Origin of the sequence: Colwellia sp. MT41 (assembly GCF_001444365.1) — a bacterium.
Taxonomy (GTDB): domain Bacteria; phylum Pseudomonadota; class Gammaproteobacteria; order Enterobacterales; family Alteromonadaceae; genus Colwellia; species Colwellia marinimaniae.
Genome location: NZ_CP013145.1, coordinates 2,511,369 through 2,530,508, shown reverse-complemented (window position 1 = coordinate 2,530,508; position 19,140 = coordinate 2,511,369). Strand labels below are relative to the sequence as shown.

Sequence of the window (19,140 nt, the reverse complement as noted above, 5' to 3'; positions counted from 1 at the left end):
GTTTAGTCTAGTTGTTAGTTGTTTTACGCATTTTGGAACAATTATTTTTTAATATTTTACCATGATAAACCATCTCGTATTACATTGGCACGTTATCCTGATATTTCCTGGTAACAAACATGTAATCGTTGGCAAAATTGCGTTTACAGCTGAGCATTTTAACCTGATATTTGTTGAATAAATTGACTTAAAGATGAAGGGAACACACCGAAACCTATCACTAAAAATAATATAAGTATATTAAGTGATAGGCTACTGCCAGATGAATTAATTTCCTTTAATTTTAATTCATCTGCGGGGGTTTTTAACATCGCCATAATCACTCTTAAATAATAGAATAAGCCAATAATACTGCTGAGCACTAACGCAGATAATACCAGCCATAATTGTTGACTGACCGCAGCCATGACCAAATAGAATTTCGCCATAAAACCTAAGGTTAAGGGGATACCTGCTAAGGAAAGCATTAACAGCATTAACGTGATGGCGATAACAGGGTGGTGCCAGAATAAACCGGCTAAATCATCGAGTGTTTTTATTTTTGGCAATTGCATAAAGATAGAAAAAACACCGACTAGGGTAAATAAATAGGCCACTAAATAAAAAAAGAGGGTTTGCGTATTAAAGCTTTGGCTGGAAAATTCAATGGCATTGTTATTTATTAATAACAACACTATTAATAAATAACCAAAGTGTGCGATAGAAGAGTAAGCCATTAAACGTAACAGATTTTTTTGTAATAAGCCTAAGAAGTTACCGATAAACATAGAGGCAATCGCTACCATAGATAAAATATCTATAATGATTGGATATTGTTGCCAATGTCCTAAAGTGACTAAGCGCCATAATATAATGAACGCCGCTAACTTTGATAAAGTTGCTAACATAGCCGCAGTCACCAGCGGTGCACCTTCAAATAAGTCAGCAACCCATAAATGACAGGGCACTAAAGAAAGTTTAAAAAATAGCCCGGTAAAAATAAAAATGATCGCCGTTATAATAGCCCACGGAGGTAAAATTTGGCTCGAAGTATTTGGCAGCAAGTTTGAAAAAGATAAAGAGCCAAATTGAAGATATAAAATAGCCGCGCCCATTAAAATAAAGGCGGAAGCAAGGGCTGATAAAATTAAATATTTAATGCCTGCTTCTTGTGCTTTTTGATCAGGGCCACAATAAGCAATCAAGCCAATAAACGACAGGCTCATTAATTCTAAGCCGAGAAAAAAACTGGCAAAATGATTACTCGAAACCATGATCAAACCACCGATGGTGGTGAATAAAAACAGTAAATAATATTCCTCTTTTTGCTCGTTTATGGTTTTAAGCCAATGATAAAGTTGCGCCCAAATTAAGCCGACCACCATTAATAATAATAGCGAGACAAAGCTTGTTTGGGCATTCAAAACAAATAAAACATCGCTAGTATCAGCATGATTTTGTAAAAATAACTGCGTTAATAAGGCAAGAAATAAGCTGAGTCCTGAAATTAAATAGCTGGTGATATGGCTTCTTTTAAAGCACAGCTGAATTAATATCATCAAGGCACCACACATTAAAATGAATGCAGGGTAATAATTTACATTCATAATAAAGCTCCAATATCAGCGGCTATAAAGTTCAGTTTCATCAAGGTAATCGGCACCAAATCAAAAAATGGTTGCGGGTGTAAGCCTAAATAAATGAGAATAAAACACATAGAGATAAGGGTGCACCACTCTTTGGTATTGGTGTCGGTTATTTTACTGTCGTGTGGACGCTTTATTGGCCCAAAAAAGGTTTTATAAATTAATAATAATGAATACACCGCCGCTAAAATTAAACCTGATGCGGCAAATATGGTCAGTATAGGGTATTGCTCAAAACTGCCCACTAATATCAAAAATTCAGCAACAAAGTTGCCCAAACCTGGCATGCCTAAAGAAGCAATGCCAAAAAACAAGCCAAAAGCACTGAGCTTAGGTAAATTAAGCCATAAGCCGCCTAGCTTATTGAGATCTCTGGTGTGGTATCTATGTTGTATCATGCCAACCAAAACAAATAATGCTGAGGTACTGATGCCATGGGCTAACATTTGCATAATTGCCCCTTGCAGGGCATAAATATTTAAAGCAAAACAGCCTAATAAGACAAAGCCCATATGACTGACACTTGAATAGGCCACTAAACGTTTTAAGTCAGTTTGTACAAAAGCCATCATAGCGCCATAGATGATGCCAATTACGCCTAACAACATCATAAAGGGCGCGAGTTGTATCGATGCCTGTGGAAATAACGGCAGCACAAATCGAATAATGCCATAACCACCGGTTTTTAATAATACTGCTGCGAGTATGACACTGGCGGCGGTGGGGGCTTGAGTATGAGCATCGGCTAACCAAGAATGAAAAGGTAAAGCCGGTAATTTTACTAAGAATGCGATGGTAAACCCCAGTGCGACCCAAAAGGCTAAGTCACCGCTAATGGGGTTTTGTATTAAAATAAGGTAGTCAAAGGTTAATATTCCTGTTTGCTGGTAGTGAATACCTACTAGTGCGCATAGGCTTATTAGCATTAATAGACCACCCGCTTGAGTGAAGATAAAAAACTTAACTGCCGCATAGTGGCGCTGTTCATAGCCCCAAATTGAGATCAAAAAGTACATAGGTACTAACATAACTTCCCAAAAAACAAAAAATAGAAACAGGTCAATTGCTAAAAATACGCCTATGACACCGGCCAAGGTCCAAAGTAGGTTTAAATAAAATAGCCCTGTGCGTTTGGTAATTTCATGCCAAGCTGAAGACAGGGCGACTAAGCCCATTAACAGCGTCAGTAAAATTAATAATAAACTCAGGCCATCTAGTGCTAAATGGGCGTTGATATTAAAGAATGGTATCCAAGGATAAGATTCATCTATAAGCCACTGTGAGCTCGGTAATGAACTGGCATCAAACGGCATGCTACTAAGTAAAGGAATTAAAGGTAACCAGCACAGAAGTAAAGATAACAAAGCAATTTTTTTGGGTAAATCAGCGTCAAACCTTTCGCTATACCAAGCAAGTAGTCCGCCCAATAAAGGCATTAATAAAAGTATAAATAAGGTCATAGCATTAACTCTCCACTGATAAACCAGGCAAAGGCTAAAATACAAAATAGGATCAGGCTGGCGTTATAACGTCTTAATTGTCCATTTTGAAATTTGCTAAAAACCATATGTAATCTACCACTGGTTTTTTCTATTAAACGATAAAATAAATCAATAAAATCATCTTTGTTTACTTGGCATAAAGTATTAAATGGCGAGACAATAATTGTTTGATAAAGGTGATCAAAGGCCCAACCACTTTTAACTAACTGATGAACACCTTGCATAAAAGCAGGTACTGGTTTGCCAAAACGTTTTGTTTTGAACAGCCACCACGCCAATGAAATAGCAATAAAGGGTAAAATAATAGGCAACCAATGTTGTAAAGTGCTTAAGCCGTCAGTATCAAGTTGCGGCATTAAGGTTTTTAAGCCTTCAGGATGTATGCCACCAAATAATGACAAGACCGATAAAATAACCAATGCTAGGCTCATCGACTTTGTTGGCCTTGCGTTAGGTGATAACTGTGTTTGACCTAAAAATACGACAAAAAACAATCTGGCACTATAAAATGCCGTGATAAAGGCGCCTAATACTGCCGCCCACCATAATCCGCTATGACCGGAAGCAATTACTTGCGCTAAGATTAATTCTTTACTGAAAAATCCGGCAGTGAAGGGTAACGAAGCCAATGCAGCACAGCCAATGGAAAATGACACCGCAACAACAGGAAGCTTTTTAAGCAAACCGCCCATTTTAAAAATATTATGTTCATGGTGTAAGCTATAAATAAGCGCGCCGGCGGCTAAAAAGAGTAGGGCTTTAAAAAACGCATGGGTCATTAAGTGAAAAACGGCACTGGCCCCTGCGCCAACACCTAAAGCTAAAAACATATAGCCTAATTGACTAATCGTTGAATAAGCTAAGATACGTTTTAAATCAGTTTGCACCATAGCAGCGCTGGCACCGAGCAATAAAGTGAAAGTGCCAATAAGGGCAACGAGATATAGCACATCGGGTGCAAGTTGAAATAATTGACTATTGCGTGCTATCAAATAAATTCCGGCGGTAACCATAGTGGCGGCATGAATCAAGGCACTAACAGGCGTGGGGCCTGCCATCGCATCGGGTAACCAGTTTTGTAAAGGTAACTGCGCTGATTTGCCCACCGCGCCAGCTAATAATAATAAGCAGCATAAGCTTGCCATGGTATTGTTATCATTGTTAAGTGACCAAACAGCGTGGGCTTTAATTTGAATTTCTTGTATATCTAATGTGCCCAATTGGGTGAACAATAAAAATAAGCCAATAGCCATGGCGGTATCGCCAATTCTGGTCATTAAAAAGGCTTTATTGGCCGCTAAGTTGTTTTTTCGATCTTGATACCAAAAGCCAATGAGTAAGTAGCTACATAAACCAACACCTTCCCAACCTAGATACAGCAGTAAAAGATTATCCGCGAGTACTAAAAATAGCATGGCAGAAACAAATAAATTCAAATAAGTGAAATAGCGTTTTAAATCATTGTCTTGGTACATAAATCCTGTTGAATACAGATGTATTAACGCACCCACGCCCGATACAATGGTGATCATCACCAAAGATAAGGGATCTAAATATAAACCAAAGTTTACCTTTAATTGGGCAATGTTAATCCAAGTGCCTAAACTGGCGGTAAGAACAAAATCGCTTTGTTGCCAAAATATAACATTTAAAAATAAGCTAATTAAAGCAACGCTGGCAACAGAGCCTACCGCGAAAATTGAGATCCATAATTTAGGTAACTTGGAAAATAATAAAATAAGGGCACTAAAAAGTGGCAGCAGTGGCACAAGCACTAATAAAATCGCATATTCCGTCATATTAATCCCTTAACTTATTGAGTTTATCTATATCTAAGTGATGATGTTGACGGTACATATGGACCACTAAACTTAATCCAACGGCAATCTCAGATGCCGCTAAGGTCAGTATTAACAAATACATTATTTGGCCATCACTATTTGCTATCGAAGCCGAGTGATAGCGACTGGCCGCAATAAACAAGATGACGACCGCATTTAACATTAACTCTAAAGAAATCAAGATAAATAACAGGTTTCGTCTAGCAAGAACGCCAAAAAGTCCAATAACAAATAAACTTAAACTGAGCATGAAAACCCAAGAAATAGGGATCATAAATTATCTGCCTTTGTTTTTATCTCACTAGTGACTGGGCTTTTACTGATATGAATGGCGGTGATCAAGGCACTAAGCAGCATTAAAGCGCTGATCACCACGAGCAACGAATACGGGCCATATAATTGTGTACCTATATCTTTTACGGTGATAATTGCGGATGATGGCGCCGTTACCCTACTGTTAGCGCTACCAGCAGGCGTCATAAACAACATGAAAATCAATTCAAAAAATAACATGCTAGATAAAAATAAAGCGGTTATTGAGGTGGAAAAGTGAAATAAATGTCGCTCTTGCGCTAAAGACTTTTCGCCCTGATGCAGCATCATGGTGACAAAGATGAACAACACCATAATGGCACCCGCATAGATAATAATTTGCAAAGCGGCGGCAAATGAGGCGCCTAAAATAAAAAATATTAAAGAAACGGCTAACATAGTGATCACTAAATATAACAAGGCATGTACGACGTTATGCGCAGTGATAGTTAACAGCGCACTGATTAAAATAATGGCCGCAGTAATAATGAAAATGGTGTTTAACATATTATCTAACATAACAAGTAAACCTTTTATTTCAGGGTAGTAAACTTTTAATATCTATCGGAGGTGCTTCGTTATTTGCTTGCCCTTTGGCTTTTCCTTCAATGGCTTTACCACACACCTGATAAAAATTGTAATCACGATATTTTCCAGGTCCGTTAATCAATAAATGTTCTTTTTCGTATACTAGGTTTTGCCTATCATATTCAGCCATTTCAAAATCGGGAGTCAGTTGTATGGCGTGTGTTGGGCAGGCTTCTTCACAAAAGCCACACATAATGCACCGTGAAAAATTTATCCTGAATGTTTTAGCTTGCCAACGGCCACCTTGAGTTTCATCTTTTTCAACAAAAATACAATCAACAGGGCAGGCTACGGAACACAGGTTACAGGCGACACAGCGTTCATCGCCATTCGGATCGCGCGTTAACACGATACGACCTCTATACCTGGGTGATAAATAGGGCTGTTGCTCTGGATATTGCACCGTGTCAGCTTTAGTAAAAGTATGTTTGAGTACTTTTAATAAGGTTCTAATTTGGCTCATCATAATAAATGCTCCTGTTAACCTAAAAGACTTAACTTAACCGCACCTGTGACTAATAGGTTCAGTAAAGACAAAGGTAATAGAATATACCAAGCGAATACCATTAATTGGTCGTATCTAGGTCTTGGTATTGCCGCTCGTAAAAGAATAAAGAATAGTATGAAAAATCCAGTTTTTAAGATAAACCATAATAAAGGCGGTAAGAAAGGGCCTTGCCAGCCACCAAAATACAAGGTAGTGATTAAGCTGGAAATTAATATCACGCCTAAATATTCACCAATGAAAAACATGCCAAATTTCATACTGGAATATTCGGTATGAAAACCTGCGACGATTTCTGTTTCAGCTTCAGGTAAATCAAACGGCGCACGATGAATTTCTGCTATACCGGCAATAAAAAATAGCACGAAACCTAATGGCTGATAACAAATAAACCAAACATCTGCTTGTGCTGCCACGATGGCAGATAAACTAAAGTCATCGGCTAAAATCACCACGCCCATTAACGCTAAACCCATAAATACTTCATAGCTGATCATTTGAGCTGCGGTGCGCATAGCCCCTAACAGCGCATATTTACTATTAGATGAAAATCCCGCTAGCATGATGCTGTAAACAGATAATGAACTGATGGCTAATAAAAATAATAAGGCATGATCAAATTGGGCAATTTGTATATTTGGCGCAAAGGGAATAATGGCAAAGCCTAACAGTGTCATGATCATGACTATCATAGGCGAGATGATAAAGAGCACTTTATCAGCAAAGGGTGGCACCCAATCTTCTTTGGTGAAAATCTTTATCATATCGGCAACAACTTGCAATAAACCAAAGGGGCCAACACGATTTGGTCCTAATCTGTCTTGCCAGAAAGCCAGCACTCTGCGTTCTAGCCAAATAGACCAAGCTCCTAATAAGAGCAAAACGATTAAAATGATCAATGGCGTTAACCAGCTAGTCATTACATTCTTCCTCAAGGTTATTTAACGAAGGCTGGATATTTTTAGTCACTTGCCATAAAGCCAGCACTCTGCGTTCTAGCCAAATAGACCAAGCTCCTAACAGCAGCAGTACAATTAATATGATTAAGGGTGTTAACCAGCTAGTCATTACATTCTCCCTCAGCATTGCCAGCAGAGTGCTTAGTTGCAACGTGCATGTTAGTTCCTAAGCGAAGAAATTCTGTAAAGGGTACTAAAACCACTTTATCTGCCAGAGTCTTGCTAATAAAACAGGGCAAAGAGATATTATAATCATCAGAGCTGATAATGATATTTTCACCTGATTTAAGGGATAAATGGTTTGCTTGCTGTTGATTAAGTGAAATTACCGGCTCAGGTCTTAGTTGTTGAATGCTTGACGAATAAATGGCAAGCTCGTCATTGCTATAAATATGATGTTGAGGACAAATACTTAGGTTATTTAATGGCTGACTTGGTGAATCTATTTGCGCAGCAGGTACTGTAAACTCTTGGCTATTGAGCTGGTCAAATATTTTCAAGCCTAAATCTGCGCCTAAGCTTGAGTCCGCTTCATCTTGAAAACTTGATTGCTTTAAGTCTTTATTCAGCGCTTGATTTGAATTCCATTTAGGTGACCAGACACCCGTCACTGGCGTGGTTATTTTATGTTGGCTATTATCGAGTGTTTGTTGTCTAAAGCCAGCAACACCTTCCATGGTAAAGGTTAAATTGGATTTTTTATCACGTTTTGGCGCATATTCTTTAACATCTATATTAGCGAAAAAAGCCGTTCGAGCCGATGAACGCATTGGTTGGCGAGCGACGGGAAAGTCACTTTTATCAGTCGTTACAATTTGCATTATCGGTTGTAAAAGAGGCGTGATAGTTTGCATGTAGCGATAAAGGTTTTGTCCATCATCAAGTGCATTATGTTGTGCTAGCCATTGCACTGGCGTTTGTCTCATATCACTTGCTGGCATAACGGCATAAGCTCGTTGTAATCTACCCTCATTATTTAACCAGCTGCTATGTTGTTCAGCAAAAGAGGCCGCTGGCAATACTAAATCTGCCATTTTCACGGTATCGTTCATTATTTGTTCAATAACAACAATGTGTTTAATGTTATCTAAATATTTACTTAGTTTTTCATTGGCGCAATACCGGTATAAATCCGTTTCCATGATGATAAGTAGGGTCGGCGGGGTAGATTTTATCGAGTGTATTAAATTGTCAATATCATGATCAGGCTGTGCTAATAAAGACAGTCCTAAGGCATTAATCGATGATGTTGCACAATAAAAACCTGAGTTATTTTTATGTTTTCTTAATAAAATACTCAGCCTCAAGCATGCTGATAATAAGGCAATATCAAAACTATGGGTGCCAGTGACAACTACAGGGTTATTTGCGGCAAGTAATTCCTCGGCGATAGCGATGGCGAGGTCAGAAAACGTTTCAGCAGAAGGTGTTAGCGCATATTTACTGGTTAGATAAGCTTCAATCTCTATAAGCAACTCAAGCTGTTTATTCGGGGCTAGCTTTAGGTTATATTTTGCCACATCAGCTAATTTAGTTTCATCAGTATTGATAATAATAAGCGGTGATTTACTATCTTGGCTTATATTTCTCACGGCTTCATCTTGCCATGGTTTTATCCCCAGTTTAGCGGCTTGAGCAATGCCAGCATTTTTAGTCATTTGTCTTATCGATAAGGCTAATCTAGGTGCAGTTTGTGTTACATCTTCACCCACTAAAAGTACCGCATCACTTTGTTCTATTTGGCTAAGAGAAACTAAAGCCACTTGCTTACTTTCATAGGTTTTAGTTAATAACTGCAGTTGCTTTAATTCATTATTGGCTATGCCGGCATAAAAATTATTGCCACCGACTAACTTATGTAATGCGGCATTATTTTCAAGGGAGGAGCGGGCAGAGCCAATGCCTAATACTTGTGCATCAGTTTCATTGAGCCATTGGGATAATTGGCTATGTGCTTGCTCATTATCAAAAATATGTGTTGTTTGGCTTTGCTGAGCACGAGACCATATTTGGGTTAATTTATTGTCATGATTGACATGTTGATAAGCAAATCTGCCACGGTCACATAAAAAATGACCATTTATTGCTGCATTATATCGATTGTTGATCTTGCGGATGATACCACCACGTTCAGTGACATAAGTATTACAGCCGACACTACAATGAGTACAAATTGACGGCGCTGATTGAAGGTCCCATTTACGAATGTAGTGTTGGCTAAACGGCTTATCGGTAAATACCCCTGTTGGGCATACTTCAGCTAAATTACCACTAAATTCATTTTCTAAATTACCCGGTTCTGCACGACCAAAAAAAATGTTATTTTTTGAAGAAAATACATTTAAATCATTACCGCCACAATAATCACGGTAAAATCGTACGCAGCGATAACATCCTATGCAGCGATTCATTTCATGGTTTAAAAAAGGCCCTAGGTATTGATTATTATGAGTACGTTTTGTGCCAGGATAACGGCGTGTTATATGGCCAGTGAGCAAAGTCATATCTTGTAAGTGACAGTCGCCGCCCTCTTCACAGACCGGACAATCATGAGGATGGTTAGTCATCATGGCTTCTATATTGGTGGCACGAAAGATTTCGGCTTTTTCATGGCTAAATGATATGCGCATGCCTTCAGATACAGGCGTCATACAAGACATCACTAATCGGCCTCGGGTATCTTCTTCATCTTGATATTGCATAACCGCACATTGTCGACAAGCACCGACCGAGCCCATCGCGGGGTGCCAACAAAAATAGGGGATATCCAACTTTAAACTCAAACAAGCTTGCAGCAAGTTAATATCATTAGCTACTTGGTAGGGTAAGTCCTCAATAAAGATAGTGACTTTATTTGTCATGGTCTTCCTCCAAATGGCTTTGTTCGCAGCTTTGAACGCAATATGGGCATGACTTTTGTTTTATATGTTGTTCAAAATCATCTCTAAAATAATTGAGGGCACTTTGTAAGGGTTCGACCGCACCTGGGGCCAGGGCACAAAAAGTATTGCCGGGGGCGGCAAATTTACATAAATCTTCCAGCTGCTTAATGTCAGCTAACTCACCTTTACCTTGTTCAATTTTCTCAAGTAATACCGCAGCCCAAGGTAAACCATCCCTGCATGGCGTGCACCAACCACAGGATTCTTGAGCGAAAAATTTAACTAAATTTAATACCATAGCCACAGGACAGTACTTATCATCTAAGACAATAATGGTGCCTGTGCCCATACGGCTTCTTTGTTTGCCTATTTCGTCATAATCCATCGGGGTATCGAAGTGCTTCGCTAATAAAAAATCGGTTGAACCACCTCCTGGTAGATAGCCTTTTAATTTATAACCATCGGACATACCGCCGGCATAATGCTCAATAATTTCACCAATAGGTGTACCCATAGGTAACTCCCATAAACCAGGGTTTTTAACCCGACCACTAACGCCAAATATTTTTGTTCCAGCATCTTTAAACCGTCCCAAAGATTTAAACCAATCGGCACCAAAATTTAAAATATGAGGTAAATTACAAAATGTTTCGACATTGTTTACTATGGTAGGTTTACCCCATAAGCCTGCCACTTGTGGAAAGGGCGGCTTTGCTCTGGGGATGGCTCGTTTGCCTTCAAGGGCGTTGATTAAAGCGGTTTCTTCGCCGCAAATATAGCGTCCAGCACTGGTATGGATATGTATTTCAAAATTAAAACCACTGCCAAGAATATCTTTACCTAAGAGCTTATTGTCGTAGCATTCTTGCAGTGCTATTTCGATATGTTGGATAGCGCTATAATAATCACCTCGAATAAAAATATAGCCTATGTCGGCATCTAAGGTATAACCTCCGATAAGTAAGCCTTCTATGATTTGATGTGGTGTTTTTTCTAATAATAATCTGTCTTTAAATGCGCCGGGTTCCATTTCATCGGCATTCACTATAAGGTATTTTGGGTGAGGGGCGTCATCACCTTGCGGCACAAAACTCCATTTCAATCCGGTAGGAAAACCCGCACCGCCTCGTCCTCTGAGATTGGATGCTTTTATTTCATCTAATACCGCGGCTCTCGATAGGGTTAAAGCATGTTTTAAGCCATCATAACCGCCTAAGTCTTGATATTCTTGTAACTGCCAGCAGTTATCATCATCGGTGATAAAACGGGTTAAAGGCTTGGTCGGATAAGTACTTTTCTCGCTACTTTTCTCAGTATTCATGTAGACTTTTCCTTGATTAAGTTGTTTAAAATCAAGGGTAAGTTTTCTGCTTGTATTAGCTCGAACAGTGTTTCATTGGCTATCATTACTGGCGCTTTATCACATGCACCTAAACAGGGCAGCGGGATCAGGGTAAATTGATTATCATCTGTGGTTTGGCCATTGGTTATTTTTAGCTGTTTGTTTAGGCACTGTCTGATTTTTTGGCCACCCATAAGATCGCAACTAATGCCATCACAGGGGTGCAAGACCACTTTTCCAACCGGCTGGCGAAAAATAAGGTTATAAAAAGTGGCTAGGGAATCTAGATCGGCTAAGGGTAAATTTAAATAAAGCGCTAAAGCTAACAGGCTGCCATCGCTAACCCAGCCGCGATGGTTTTGTATTATTTTTAAGGCATCAATACTCGCCCCAGAGGTATAGGGCGTTTTAAGTAACAAGGTATCAATTTGGGCTTTTTCAACATCACTGAGCTCAACTGTTTCATTTGTTGGGATCTCGTTGGCTAATGTCATAGAGCATCTCCTCGTTTATTTTTACTTCACTGCATATATAAATATAAGGCTCTGTTGTCGTTTAGTATTGCTGAGTAACCAAGCGAAACGCGTAAACCCATCCCTGGGGCTCTACACAAGCATCCTTGCTTGTGAAGCTCGCTTTTATCACTTCAGCAATACTTCCTGTTAAATCATATGGCTGCCATTTAGAGAACAGTTGAAGTGGTCAAGTACTTTGGAACTGAGCCATATATAAGTATCATCTATCAACATCAGCCATAACAAAATCTATGCTGGCGATAATGACGATTAAATCGGCAAGCATTAAACCTTTTGATATTTCAGGGATCATTTGTAAATGTGGAAAAGAAGGCGTTCTGATGCGGGTACGATAACTTGAGCTGGTACCATCACTGATAATGCTATAACTGTTAATGCCTTTAGTGGCTTCAACGGCAAAAGATGATTCACCATTTGGCATAACAGCACCCCAGCTGGTATTTAAAAAGTGCTGAATTTGTGTTTCAATATCATTTTTACTGAGGTTATTCATCGGGGGTGTTGTGCATGGGTGTTCGGCTTTATATGGACCTTGAGGCATATGTTTAATACATTGCTTAATAATACGGATGCTCTGGCGCATTTCTTCTACCCGAAGTTTACAGCGAGCATAGGCATCACCTTGATCATCGAGAGGTACGGTAAAGTCGTAATTTTCATAGCCGCTATAAGGCGATACTTTTCTTAAGTCATAATCACAGCCGGTCGCGCGTAAACCAGGCCCGGTTACACCCCAGTCAATGGCTTGTTGTTTGGTATATTTACCTATACCTATGCTACGTATTTTAATAATGCTATTTTGCATCACCATGACCTCGTATTCATCTAATTTATTTGGAAAATAATCAGTGAATTCAAGCATCATTTTATCCCAACCTTGGGGTAGGTCTTGTGCTAAACCGCCGATACGAAACCAGCTGGGGTGCATTCTTGCACCTGTTATGGCTTCAATAATGGCAAATAATTTTTCTCTATCGATGAATAAATAAAATATAGGTGACAACTGACCTATATCTTGGGCAAAGGTACCAAAAAACAACATATGACTTAATATTCGAAAACATTCAGACAACATCACGCGAATGCACTTAACCCGCTCAGAGACTTCAATACCGGCTAATTTTTCAATGGCTAAAATATAAGGGAAGTTATTCATCACGCCGCCTAAATAGTCGATGCGATCTGTGTAGGGAATAAAACCATGCCAGGTTTGGCGTTCTGCTATTTTTTCAGCGCCGCGATGATGAAAGCCAATATCGGGTACGGCATCGATAACACGTTCACCATCGAGCTGTAAGGCGATGCGAAAGACACCATGAACACTCGGGTGGTTTGGTCCTAAGTTAAGGAACATATAGTCGTTATCATCGTTACTTTTTTTCATGCCCCATTGCTCAGGAATAAATTTTAGTGCTTGTTGTTCCTTTTGTAGTTTTTGTTCATCTAAAGTAAAAGGGTCATTCTCTGTCGCTCGACAAGGAAATTCTTTACGTAATGGGTGGCCCTTAAACGTTGGTGGTAATAAAATTCGGGTTAGCAGTGGGTGATCAATGAAGGTGATACCAAACAGATCCCATGCTTCTCTTTCATACCAGTTGGCATTTTTAAATAAGTGCGTGATGGTTGCAATTTCTAGCGGTGTTTCATCGAGGGCAACTTTAAATCTAATGTGTTTATTTCTGTTAATTGATAACAGCTGATAAACCACAGTGAAATCTAATATAGGGTACTGGTTTTTATCTAAACGCAGCCTTTCATCAACAGCATATAAATCGTATAACATATCAAAGGGGTCAGTGATGCTTTTCATAAAGGATAAAATTGCAATTACTCTTTTACTAGAAACCCATAAAGTCACTATGTCGTCACAGGTAGTTTGAGGAGCAAAATGCTCTTTATTGAATTGCTTAAACAGCTCAGGGATTTGCGCTATTAGCTCATCGGTTATCTTATTATTATTATTCTCTGCTGTCATAAACTAGACTCCATCGGGCGTTCGAAGTGTTGTGACTGCCATACGAGAAGCATTTTTTTCATCTCTTAGATTACGGGTGGCAAATTTTTCAATTTCCTCAGCTGTTATGATACGATTAAGCGGCCTTTTTTGTTTTGAGTAACCTTCCTTGATGGCTTGCTGTAATAAGGTTAAGCCGTACATTAAAGCTTCAGGGCGAGGCGGGCAACCAGGTACATAGACATCAACTGGTAAAAACCGATCAGCGCCTTGTACAACACTATAAACATCATACATGCCACCAGAATTGGCACATGAACCCATGCAAATCACCCATTTAGGCTCGAGCATTTGCTCATAAAGGTATTGTATAACGGGGGCCATTTTTAAAAAAACAGTACCAGAGATGACAATTAAATCAGCTTCTCTAGGCGTGGCACGTATTACCTCGGAGCCAAAACGGGCGATATCATGACGACTGGTAAAAGAGGTGGCCATTTCAACGTAACAGCAAGATAAACCGAAATTAAAAGGCCAAAGAGAATTTCCTCTACCCCAAGCTACTAAGTCATCTAATTTAGCTAAAAGTAAATTCTTCTCGGTGAGGTCTTCAATACCCGCCACTTGAGTATCGATTACTTGCTCGGGTTTAGTTAATTGCCAACGCATTTTAAGCCTCTTTACTTAACGGGGTGTGCACACTTTTAACGGGAATTTTCTCACCCCAGAGAAAGGCGCCTTGTTTGATTTCATAGAGTAGGGCGGTTAGTAAGATGAATATAAAAAAAGAAGTGATAAAAAAACCATGCCAACCGGCTTCCATCACCACGATGGACCAAACATACAAAAAGACGGCTTCTATATCAAAAATCACAAACGAGATAGCCACTAAAAAGTAATTGATATTCCATCGAATATCAGTACTTCCTTGACCAACGATGCCAGACTCGAATGGCTCATTATTGGTTCTGGCGGGGACTTTAGGGTTGAGTAAATGAGACACCAATAACATGGTGATGGTTAATAATATAGTGGCGATAAAATAAACTATAAAACTGGTTGAAAGCATAAGTCACCTTAACCTTTATTTTTCTTTATTAGTTAAAATCAACTGAAAATCAATTAAATATGAGGAAGTTACAGTACTTGATAAAAGCATAGTATAAATTTTCAACAAACCAAGGCAGAATAAAGTTTTTTAGCGATGAGTTTTACACGCTGCTTTACTTTAAAATATGCTCAGTGTTTTCAATGAAAAAACAGTAAAAATTTATGCTTTAATGAAGGGGAACGGCTGCGGGTGTTGGAAATATAGACTGCGTTATCACCCATTCATGTAGGCACAGCACTGAATGTACTTTTACACATGGCGGAAGCGGGTATTTTTAGCCTTTATTTATACCAGGCGACCATGGCCTTTTTGATAAAATGAGCGTAGGTGAATATTGATAGCCTTTAAAATATCACTGCGGGTAATAATACCTAGTAACCGTTTATTCTCATCAACCACAGGGTAAAGCTTTGGTTTGTTTTTAGTCATTTGTTGTGCTAAATCGACTACAGAGTTTTCACAACCTACCGTTAGGACATCGGTTCGCATCATATCTGCCACAGTCGCGTGAGGCTCACTTAAATAGGTATCTTCAAGCAGGTGAATTAAGCACTCTTGCTCTGATAAAAAACCGATAACACGTTGGTAAACATCGAGTACCGGTCCACCGTTTTGAGGGGAGTCAATTAATTTTTCTGAAGCTTCTGCAACTGACATGTCAATAGTAAAGGTTACAGGGTGTTTGTTCATGTAATCCTCAATTCTAATGGATTTCATTTGTTTCTCCTGAGCTGTTTTACCCTTTTTAACTTATACAACTAATCTTAGTTGTGTTTTAATGTTTTTTCCTTTAATTCTTAAAAATTAAACTTTTACAGTAGTCAAAAGTGCTAGCTGATATTTTGATAGCATACTTTATGTTTTGGTGATGAATTTAATGAGAGTATTAAGGTTATTAACTCCTTTATCTCAAGTTGCTTATTAATTTCCTACTTTGTTTATCACTTCATTGGTACCTGAACACAGTACTAATGATAGAATAATCATTCTGGCTTTTTTCTCTTTCCGTATTTGGGTTTTTGTTGTCAATGAAATGTATATCTTCAAGTTTTCTTGGCCGATTTATTGGTCTCCCAACGGTAATAAAGATCAGTGCAAGTGGCTTAGTTATTGACGTTGACCAGCGCTTACTCACCATTCAATGGCAAGAGTTGCTAGTACCCCCTGAATTTCACCTGAGTTTTTTCGGACAAATTATGTCCTTTAAAACGGCAAACAAAAACTATGTCTTTACTATGCTTGCCTATAATGCCAAACGCAGGCAAAAGAGTAAGCTTGAACAGCTTTGGGTATTAGCCAATATTAACCGTGTTGACACCTTATTAACGGCGATAAAAAAAGTTACAACTAATCGCTACTTACGCCAATCAAGCATTGAGCGTATGCAATTATCGGCAAATGAAGAAGGTAAACGTTGGTTCCCTTGGCTTAACTCAAGCAACTCAAGCAACTCAAGTAAGTTAAGTAAGGCAAGTAAAGCATTGGCCGATCTTGCTGAAAAACTGCAACTGTTATCCTTTTACCAAAAGTGGACCGAGCAGGGTATAGCTGAGTGTCGTGAACGTTATATCAATAAACAACTTCAAACCTATAAAAGTTTTTTTGATACGGTTGAGTCTAATCCATTAACACTAGCTCAACGCCGAGCATGTATTATCGATAATGATAATAATCTGTTGTTAGCTGGCGCTGGCACGGGGAAAACCAGTGTTATGGTTGGTCGCGCAGGTTATTTATTAACTAGCCAACAGGCGGGTAAGGGCGAAATATTACTCTTAGCCTATGGTCGTAAAGCGGCTGATGAAATGGATGAAAGAATAAAGGATAAATTATCGACTGAAAAAATAAGCGCGACTACTTTTCATAGTCTTGGGCTTAGTATTATTGCCCAGGTTGAAGGGAGCAAGCCTAGCTTATCGGTATTTGCACAAGATGAAAAAGCAAAGTTTCAATGGATTCAAGGTTATTTTGACCAGATAATGAATGAGTCGGGCCAATATCGTCAGCTTGTGCTCGAATATTTCAGTCAATATTACTACCTTGAGCGTAACGAATTTGATTTTGATAGCCTTGGCGAGTATTACCAATATTTAACCGACAATGATATTCGCACCTTTAAAGGCGAGCAGGTGAAAAACTTTGCTGAGCTTTATATTGCCAATTGGTTATTTTCTCATGGTATCAAATATCAGTATCAAGCTAACTATGCTTATGAGGTGAAAACGTTAGGTGGTAAACAATATCAGCCAAATTTTTTCTTACCTGAGCTAAATTTATATATTGAATATTATGGGCTAGATGAGCATGGCGATACCGCTGTCTATATAGATAAAGACGAATACCATCAGGCGATTAAATGGCGACGAAATACTCATGAAAAATTTAACACTCAATGTTTAGAGTTTACTTATGCTCAACATAAACAAGGCACCTTGCTTAGCGCCTTAATGGCGTCATTGACGGCTAAAAAAATTGACTTCGCAGCGTTACCTAGCGAGTTTATACTGGCAAAACTAAAAGAAAGTGGCAGAATAACAGAGCTGGCGAAAACATTTTCTCAGCTAGTTGGGCTCTATAAATCAGCGTGTTTAGACAGCACTTTAACCGATACAGTCATCGCTAACTCAGCGCAGCCAAAACAGACCAAAAAGGCGTTAGCGTTACTTAAGCCAATTTTAAGCGCTTATGAACAGCAGTTAAAATCTCACGGTGAAATTGATTTTGACGATATGATTAATAAAGCGTTAGCGTATGTTCAAACGGGAAAGTTTCATTCGCCATGGCGTTATATTATGGTAGATGAGTTTCAAGATATATCAGAGCCACGAGCGCGTTTAGTCAAAGCTTTACGTGATAATAATAAAGCATGTTCGGTATTTGCTGTCGGTGATGATTGGCAGGCGATTTACCGCTTTAGTGGCGCTGATGTTACCCTGACAACTGAGTTTGAAAATTACTTTGGCGCTACCACGCTAGCAGAATTAGACCTAACCTTTAGGTTTAATAACAAAATAGGAGAAGTCGCCACAGCTTTTATCAGTAAAAACCCGGCACAAATTAATAAAACCATTAACTCTTTGCACCAGGTTAAAGCGCCGGCTGTATCGCTGCTCAAACGAGATAGTAGCCGAGTCAATTCACAAAAATCGACTGTTATTGATGAACTGGAAAATGGCGCCATTGATGATGTTTTAGCGGCTATTTCAGTAAAGGTAGATCAGCCTGTTAGTGTGTACTTACTTGCTCGTTTTTGGTTTCTTTTACCGAGTCAGCTAGATCTTAAACGATTGAATAGTCAATACCCGTTATTAAAGATAGAGTCGCAATCTATTCATGCCTCTAAAGGGAAAGAGGCAGATTATGTCATTATTATTGGTCTCAAAAAAGGGGTCCATGGTTTTCCTTCTGAAAAAGTAACCCCTGCACTTGTTGATGCGCTACTGGCGAAAAAAGAAACCTTTGCCTATGCCGAAGAACGACGCTTATTTTATGTCGCGCTTACCAGAGCCAAAACCCGAGTTTATATCATTGCCGATATGACAACGGCTAGCCCCTTTGTGCAAGAGCTGGTGGATGACCATCAAATTGAACTGGATGAATTTGGCAGCACGGTAAGTCAATCAGTGGTCGAGGATATCAATTGTCTGCTTTGTGAAACTGGTGTTTTAACAAAACGCAGCGGTCGCTATGGCGATTTCTATTCTTGTTCTCACTTTCCTCGTTGTCAGCACAAAGAAAAACCTTGTGCAAAATGTGCCAGTCCCATGACACGTAAACGCTATCTCGGCTTTAAACTTTGTTTAAATGATTCATGTAAAAGTCTTATACCAACCTGTGATAAATGTAATGCTGAAATGGTTTTTCGTACCAGTAAAAATGGTGATTTTTGGGGCTGTCGAAATTACCAAGGCGATGAGCCAATGAGCTGTAAAAATTCCTTAGATGACTCAAAAGTAAATTGGCCTGAATTGCTTGATTAAAGC

At 39.0% G+C, this 19,140-nt stretch carries 16 protein-coding genes; 1 reads left to right on the top strand and 15 read right to left on the bottom strand.

What is annotated here, in order from left to right; translation table 11 throughout:
* Positions 1–158: 158 nt before the first annotated feature.
* The 15 genes from CMT41_RS10790 to CMT41_RS10725 form a co-directional block, all read right to left on the bottom strand.
* The gene (locus tag CMT41_RS10790; RefSeq protein ID WP_058027260.1) at positions 159–1,586 is read right to left on the bottom strand and encodes an NADH-quinone oxidoreductase subunit N; all 1,428 of its coding nucleotides are present in this window, start codon (positions 1,584–1,586) and stop codon (positions 159–161) included.
* Complete coding sequence (locus CMT41_RS10785; RefSeq protein WP_058027259.1) at positions 1,583–3,085, bottom strand: complex I subunit 4 family protein; 1,503 nt, start codon at positions 3,083–3,085, stop codon at positions 1,583–1,585. Before CMT41_RS10785 ends, CMT41_RS10790 begins: the two co-directional genes overlap by 4 nt.
* Positions 3,082–4,926: an NADH-quinone oxidoreductase subunit L gene (nuoL, locus tag CMT41_RS10780; RefSeq protein WP_058027258.1), complete on the bottom strand. Its 1,845-nt coding sequence runs from the start codon at positions 4,924–4,926 to the stop codon at positions 3,082–3,084. The genes CMT41_RS10785 and nuoL overlap by 4 nt, the downstream gene beginning before the upstream one ends.
* 1 nt (position 4,927) lies before the next feature.
* Positions 4,928–5,242 (bottom strand): NADH-quinone oxidoreductase subunit NuoK, encoded by a 315-nt coding sequence (gene nuoK, locus CMT41_RS10775; RefSeq protein ID WP_057181291.1) that lies wholly within the window; start codon positions 5,240–5,242, stop codon positions 4,928–4,930.
* Positions 5,239–5,799 (bottom strand): NADH-quinone oxidoreductase subunit J family protein, encoded by a 561-nt coding sequence (locus CMT41_RS10770; protein ID WP_198149739.1) that lies wholly within the window; start codon positions 5,797–5,799, stop codon positions 5,239–5,241. The genes nuoK and CMT41_RS10770 overlap by 4 nt, the downstream gene beginning before the upstream one ends.
* Positions 5,800–5,818: 19 nt before the next feature.
* Positions 5,819–6,334 (bottom strand): NADH-quinone oxidoreductase subunit NuoI, encoded by a 516-nt coding sequence (nuoI, locus tag CMT41_RS10765; protein WP_057181290.1) that lies wholly within the window; start codon positions 6,332–6,334, stop codon positions 5,819–5,821.
* A 14-nt stretch (positions 6,335–6,348) separates the two neighbouring features.
* Positions 6,349–7,293 carry an NADH-quinone oxidoreductase subunit NuoH gene (nuoH, locus tag CMT41_RS10760; protein WP_058027257.1) on the bottom strand — a complete coding sequence of 315 codons (945 nt, stop codon included), beginning with the start codon at positions 7,291–7,293 and terminating at the stop codon, positions 6,349–6,351.
* On the bottom strand, positions 7,286–7,441 hold the full coding sequence (locus CMT41_RS19150; protein WP_157466359.1) for a hypothetical protein: 156 nt from the start codon (positions 7,439–7,441) through the stop codon (positions 7,286–7,288). Before CMT41_RS19150 ends, nuoH begins: the two co-directional genes overlap by 8 nt.
* Positions 7,434–10,193: an NADH-quinone oxidoreductase subunit NuoG gene (gene nuoG, locus CMT41_RS10755; protein WP_058027256.1), complete on the bottom strand. Its 2,760-nt coding sequence runs from the start codon at positions 10,191–10,193 to the stop codon at positions 7,434–7,436. The genes CMT41_RS19150 and nuoG overlap by 8 nt, the downstream gene beginning before the upstream one ends.
* On the bottom strand, positions 10,183–11,535 hold the full coding sequence (gene nuoF / locus CMT41_RS10750; RefSeq protein ID WP_058027255.1) for an NADH-quinone oxidoreductase subunit NuoF: 1,353 nt from the start codon (positions 11,533–11,535) through the stop codon (positions 10,183–10,185). The genes nuoG and nuoF overlap by 11 nt, the downstream gene beginning before the upstream one ends.
* The gene (gene nuoE / locus CMT41_RS10745; RefSeq protein WP_058027254.1) at positions 11,532–12,050 is read right to left on the bottom strand and encodes an NADH-quinone oxidoreductase subunit NuoE; all 519 of its coding nucleotides are present in this window, start codon (positions 12,048–12,050) and stop codon (positions 11,532–11,534) included. The genes nuoF and nuoE overlap by 4 nt, the downstream gene beginning before the upstream one ends.
* Before the next feature lie 241 nt (positions 12,051–12,291).
* Complete coding sequence (nuoC, locus tag CMT41_RS10740) at positions 12,292–14,067, bottom strand: NADH-quinone oxidoreductase subunit C/D (RefSeq protein WP_058027253.1); 1,776 nt, start codon at positions 14,065–14,067, stop codon at positions 12,292–12,294.
* Positions 14,068–14,070: 3 nt separating this feature from the next.
* On the bottom strand, positions 14,071–14,715 hold the full coding sequence (locus CMT41_RS10735; RefSeq protein ID WP_057181284.1) for a NuoB/complex I 20 kDa subunit family protein: 645 nt from the start codon (positions 14,713–14,715) through the stop codon (positions 14,071–14,073).
* A 1-nt stretch (position 14,716) separates the two neighbouring features.
* Complete coding sequence (locus CMT41_RS10730; protein ID WP_083494270.1) at positions 14,717–15,115, bottom strand: NADH-quinone oxidoreductase subunit A; 399 nt, start codon at positions 15,113–15,115, stop codon at positions 14,717–14,719.
* A 327-nt stretch (positions 15,116–15,442) separates the two neighbouring features.
* On the bottom strand, positions 15,443–15,874 hold the full coding sequence (locus CMT41_RS10725; RefSeq protein WP_057181283.1) for a CBS domain-containing protein: 432 nt from the start codon (positions 15,872–15,874) through the stop codon (positions 15,443–15,445).
* A gap of 311 nt (positions 15,875–16,185) precedes the next feature.
* Between CMT41_RS10725 and CMT41_RS10720 the strand changes: the two genes are divergently transcribed.
* The gene (locus CMT41_RS10720) at positions 16,186–19,137 is read left to right on the top strand and encodes a UvrD-helicase domain-containing protein (RefSeq protein ID WP_058027252.1); all 2,952 of its coding nucleotides are present in this window, start codon (positions 16,186–16,188) and stop codon (positions 19,135–19,137) included.
* Positions 19,138–19,140 lie beyond the last annotated feature (3 nt).

Excerpts from the sequence above, each read along its gene's own strand:
- nuoG (WP_058027256.1), bottom strand. The coding sequence starts at position 10,193 with ATGACAAATAAAGTCACTATCTTTATTGAGGACTTACCCTACCAAGTA.
- nuoK (WP_057181291.1), bottom strand. The coding sequence starts at position 5,242 with ATGATCCCTATTTCTTGGGTTTTCATGCTCAGTTTAAGTTTATTTGTT.
- nuoL (WP_058027258.1), bottom strand. The coding sequence starts at position 4,926 with ATGACGGAATATGCGATTTTATTAGTGCTTGTGCCACTGCTGCCACTT.
- CMT41_RS10725 (WP_057181283.1), bottom strand. The coding sequence starts at position 15,874 with ATGAAATCCATTAGAATTGAGGATTACATGAACAAACACCCTGTAACC.
- nuoE (WP_058027254.1), bottom strand. The coding sequence starts at position 12,050 with ATGACATTAGCCAACGAGATCCCAACAAATGAAACAGTTGAGCTCAGT.
- CMT41_RS10790 (WP_058027260.1), bottom strand. The coding sequence starts at position 1,586 with ATGAATGTAAATTATTACCCTGCATTCATTTTAATGTGTGGTGCCTTG.
- CMT41_RS10720 (WP_058027252.1), top strand. The coding sequence starts at position 16,186 with ATGAAATGTATATCTTCAAGTTTTCTTGGCCGATTTATTGGTCTCCCA.
- CMT41_RS10730 (WP_083494270.1), bottom strand. The coding sequence starts at position 15,115 with ATGCTTTCAACCAGTTTTATAGTTTATTTTATCGCCACTATATTATTA.
- nuoC (WP_058027253.1), bottom strand. The coding sequence starts at position 14,067 with ATGACAGCAGAGAATAATAATAATAAGATAACCGATGAGCTAATAGCG.
- CMT41_RS10735 (WP_057181284.1), bottom strand. The coding sequence starts at position 14,715 with ATGCGTTGGCAATTAACTAAACCCGAGCAAGTAATCGATACTCAAGTG.
- nuoH (WP_058027257.1), bottom strand. The coding sequence starts at position 7,293 with ATGACTAGCTGGTTAACGCCATTGATCATTTTAATCGTTTTGCTCTTA.
- nuoF (WP_058027255.1), bottom strand. The coding sequence starts at position 11,535 with ATGAATACTGAGAAAAGTAGCGAGAAAAGTACTTATCCGACCAAGCCT.
- CMT41_RS10770 (WP_198149739.1), bottom strand. The coding sequence starts at position 5,799 with ATGTTAGATAATATGTTAAACACCATTTTCATTATTACTGCGGCCATT.
- nuoI (WP_057181290.1), bottom strand. The coding sequence starts at position 6,334 with ATGATGAGCCAAATTAGAACCTTATTAAAAGTACTCAAACATACTTTT.
- CMT41_RS19150 (WP_157466359.1), bottom strand. The coding sequence starts at position 7,441 with ATGACTAGCTGGTTAACACCCTTAATCATATTAATTGTACTGCTGCTG.
- CMT41_RS10785 (WP_058027259.1), bottom strand. The coding sequence starts at position 3,085 with ATGACCTTATTTATACTTTTATTAATGCCTTTATTGGGCGGACTACTT.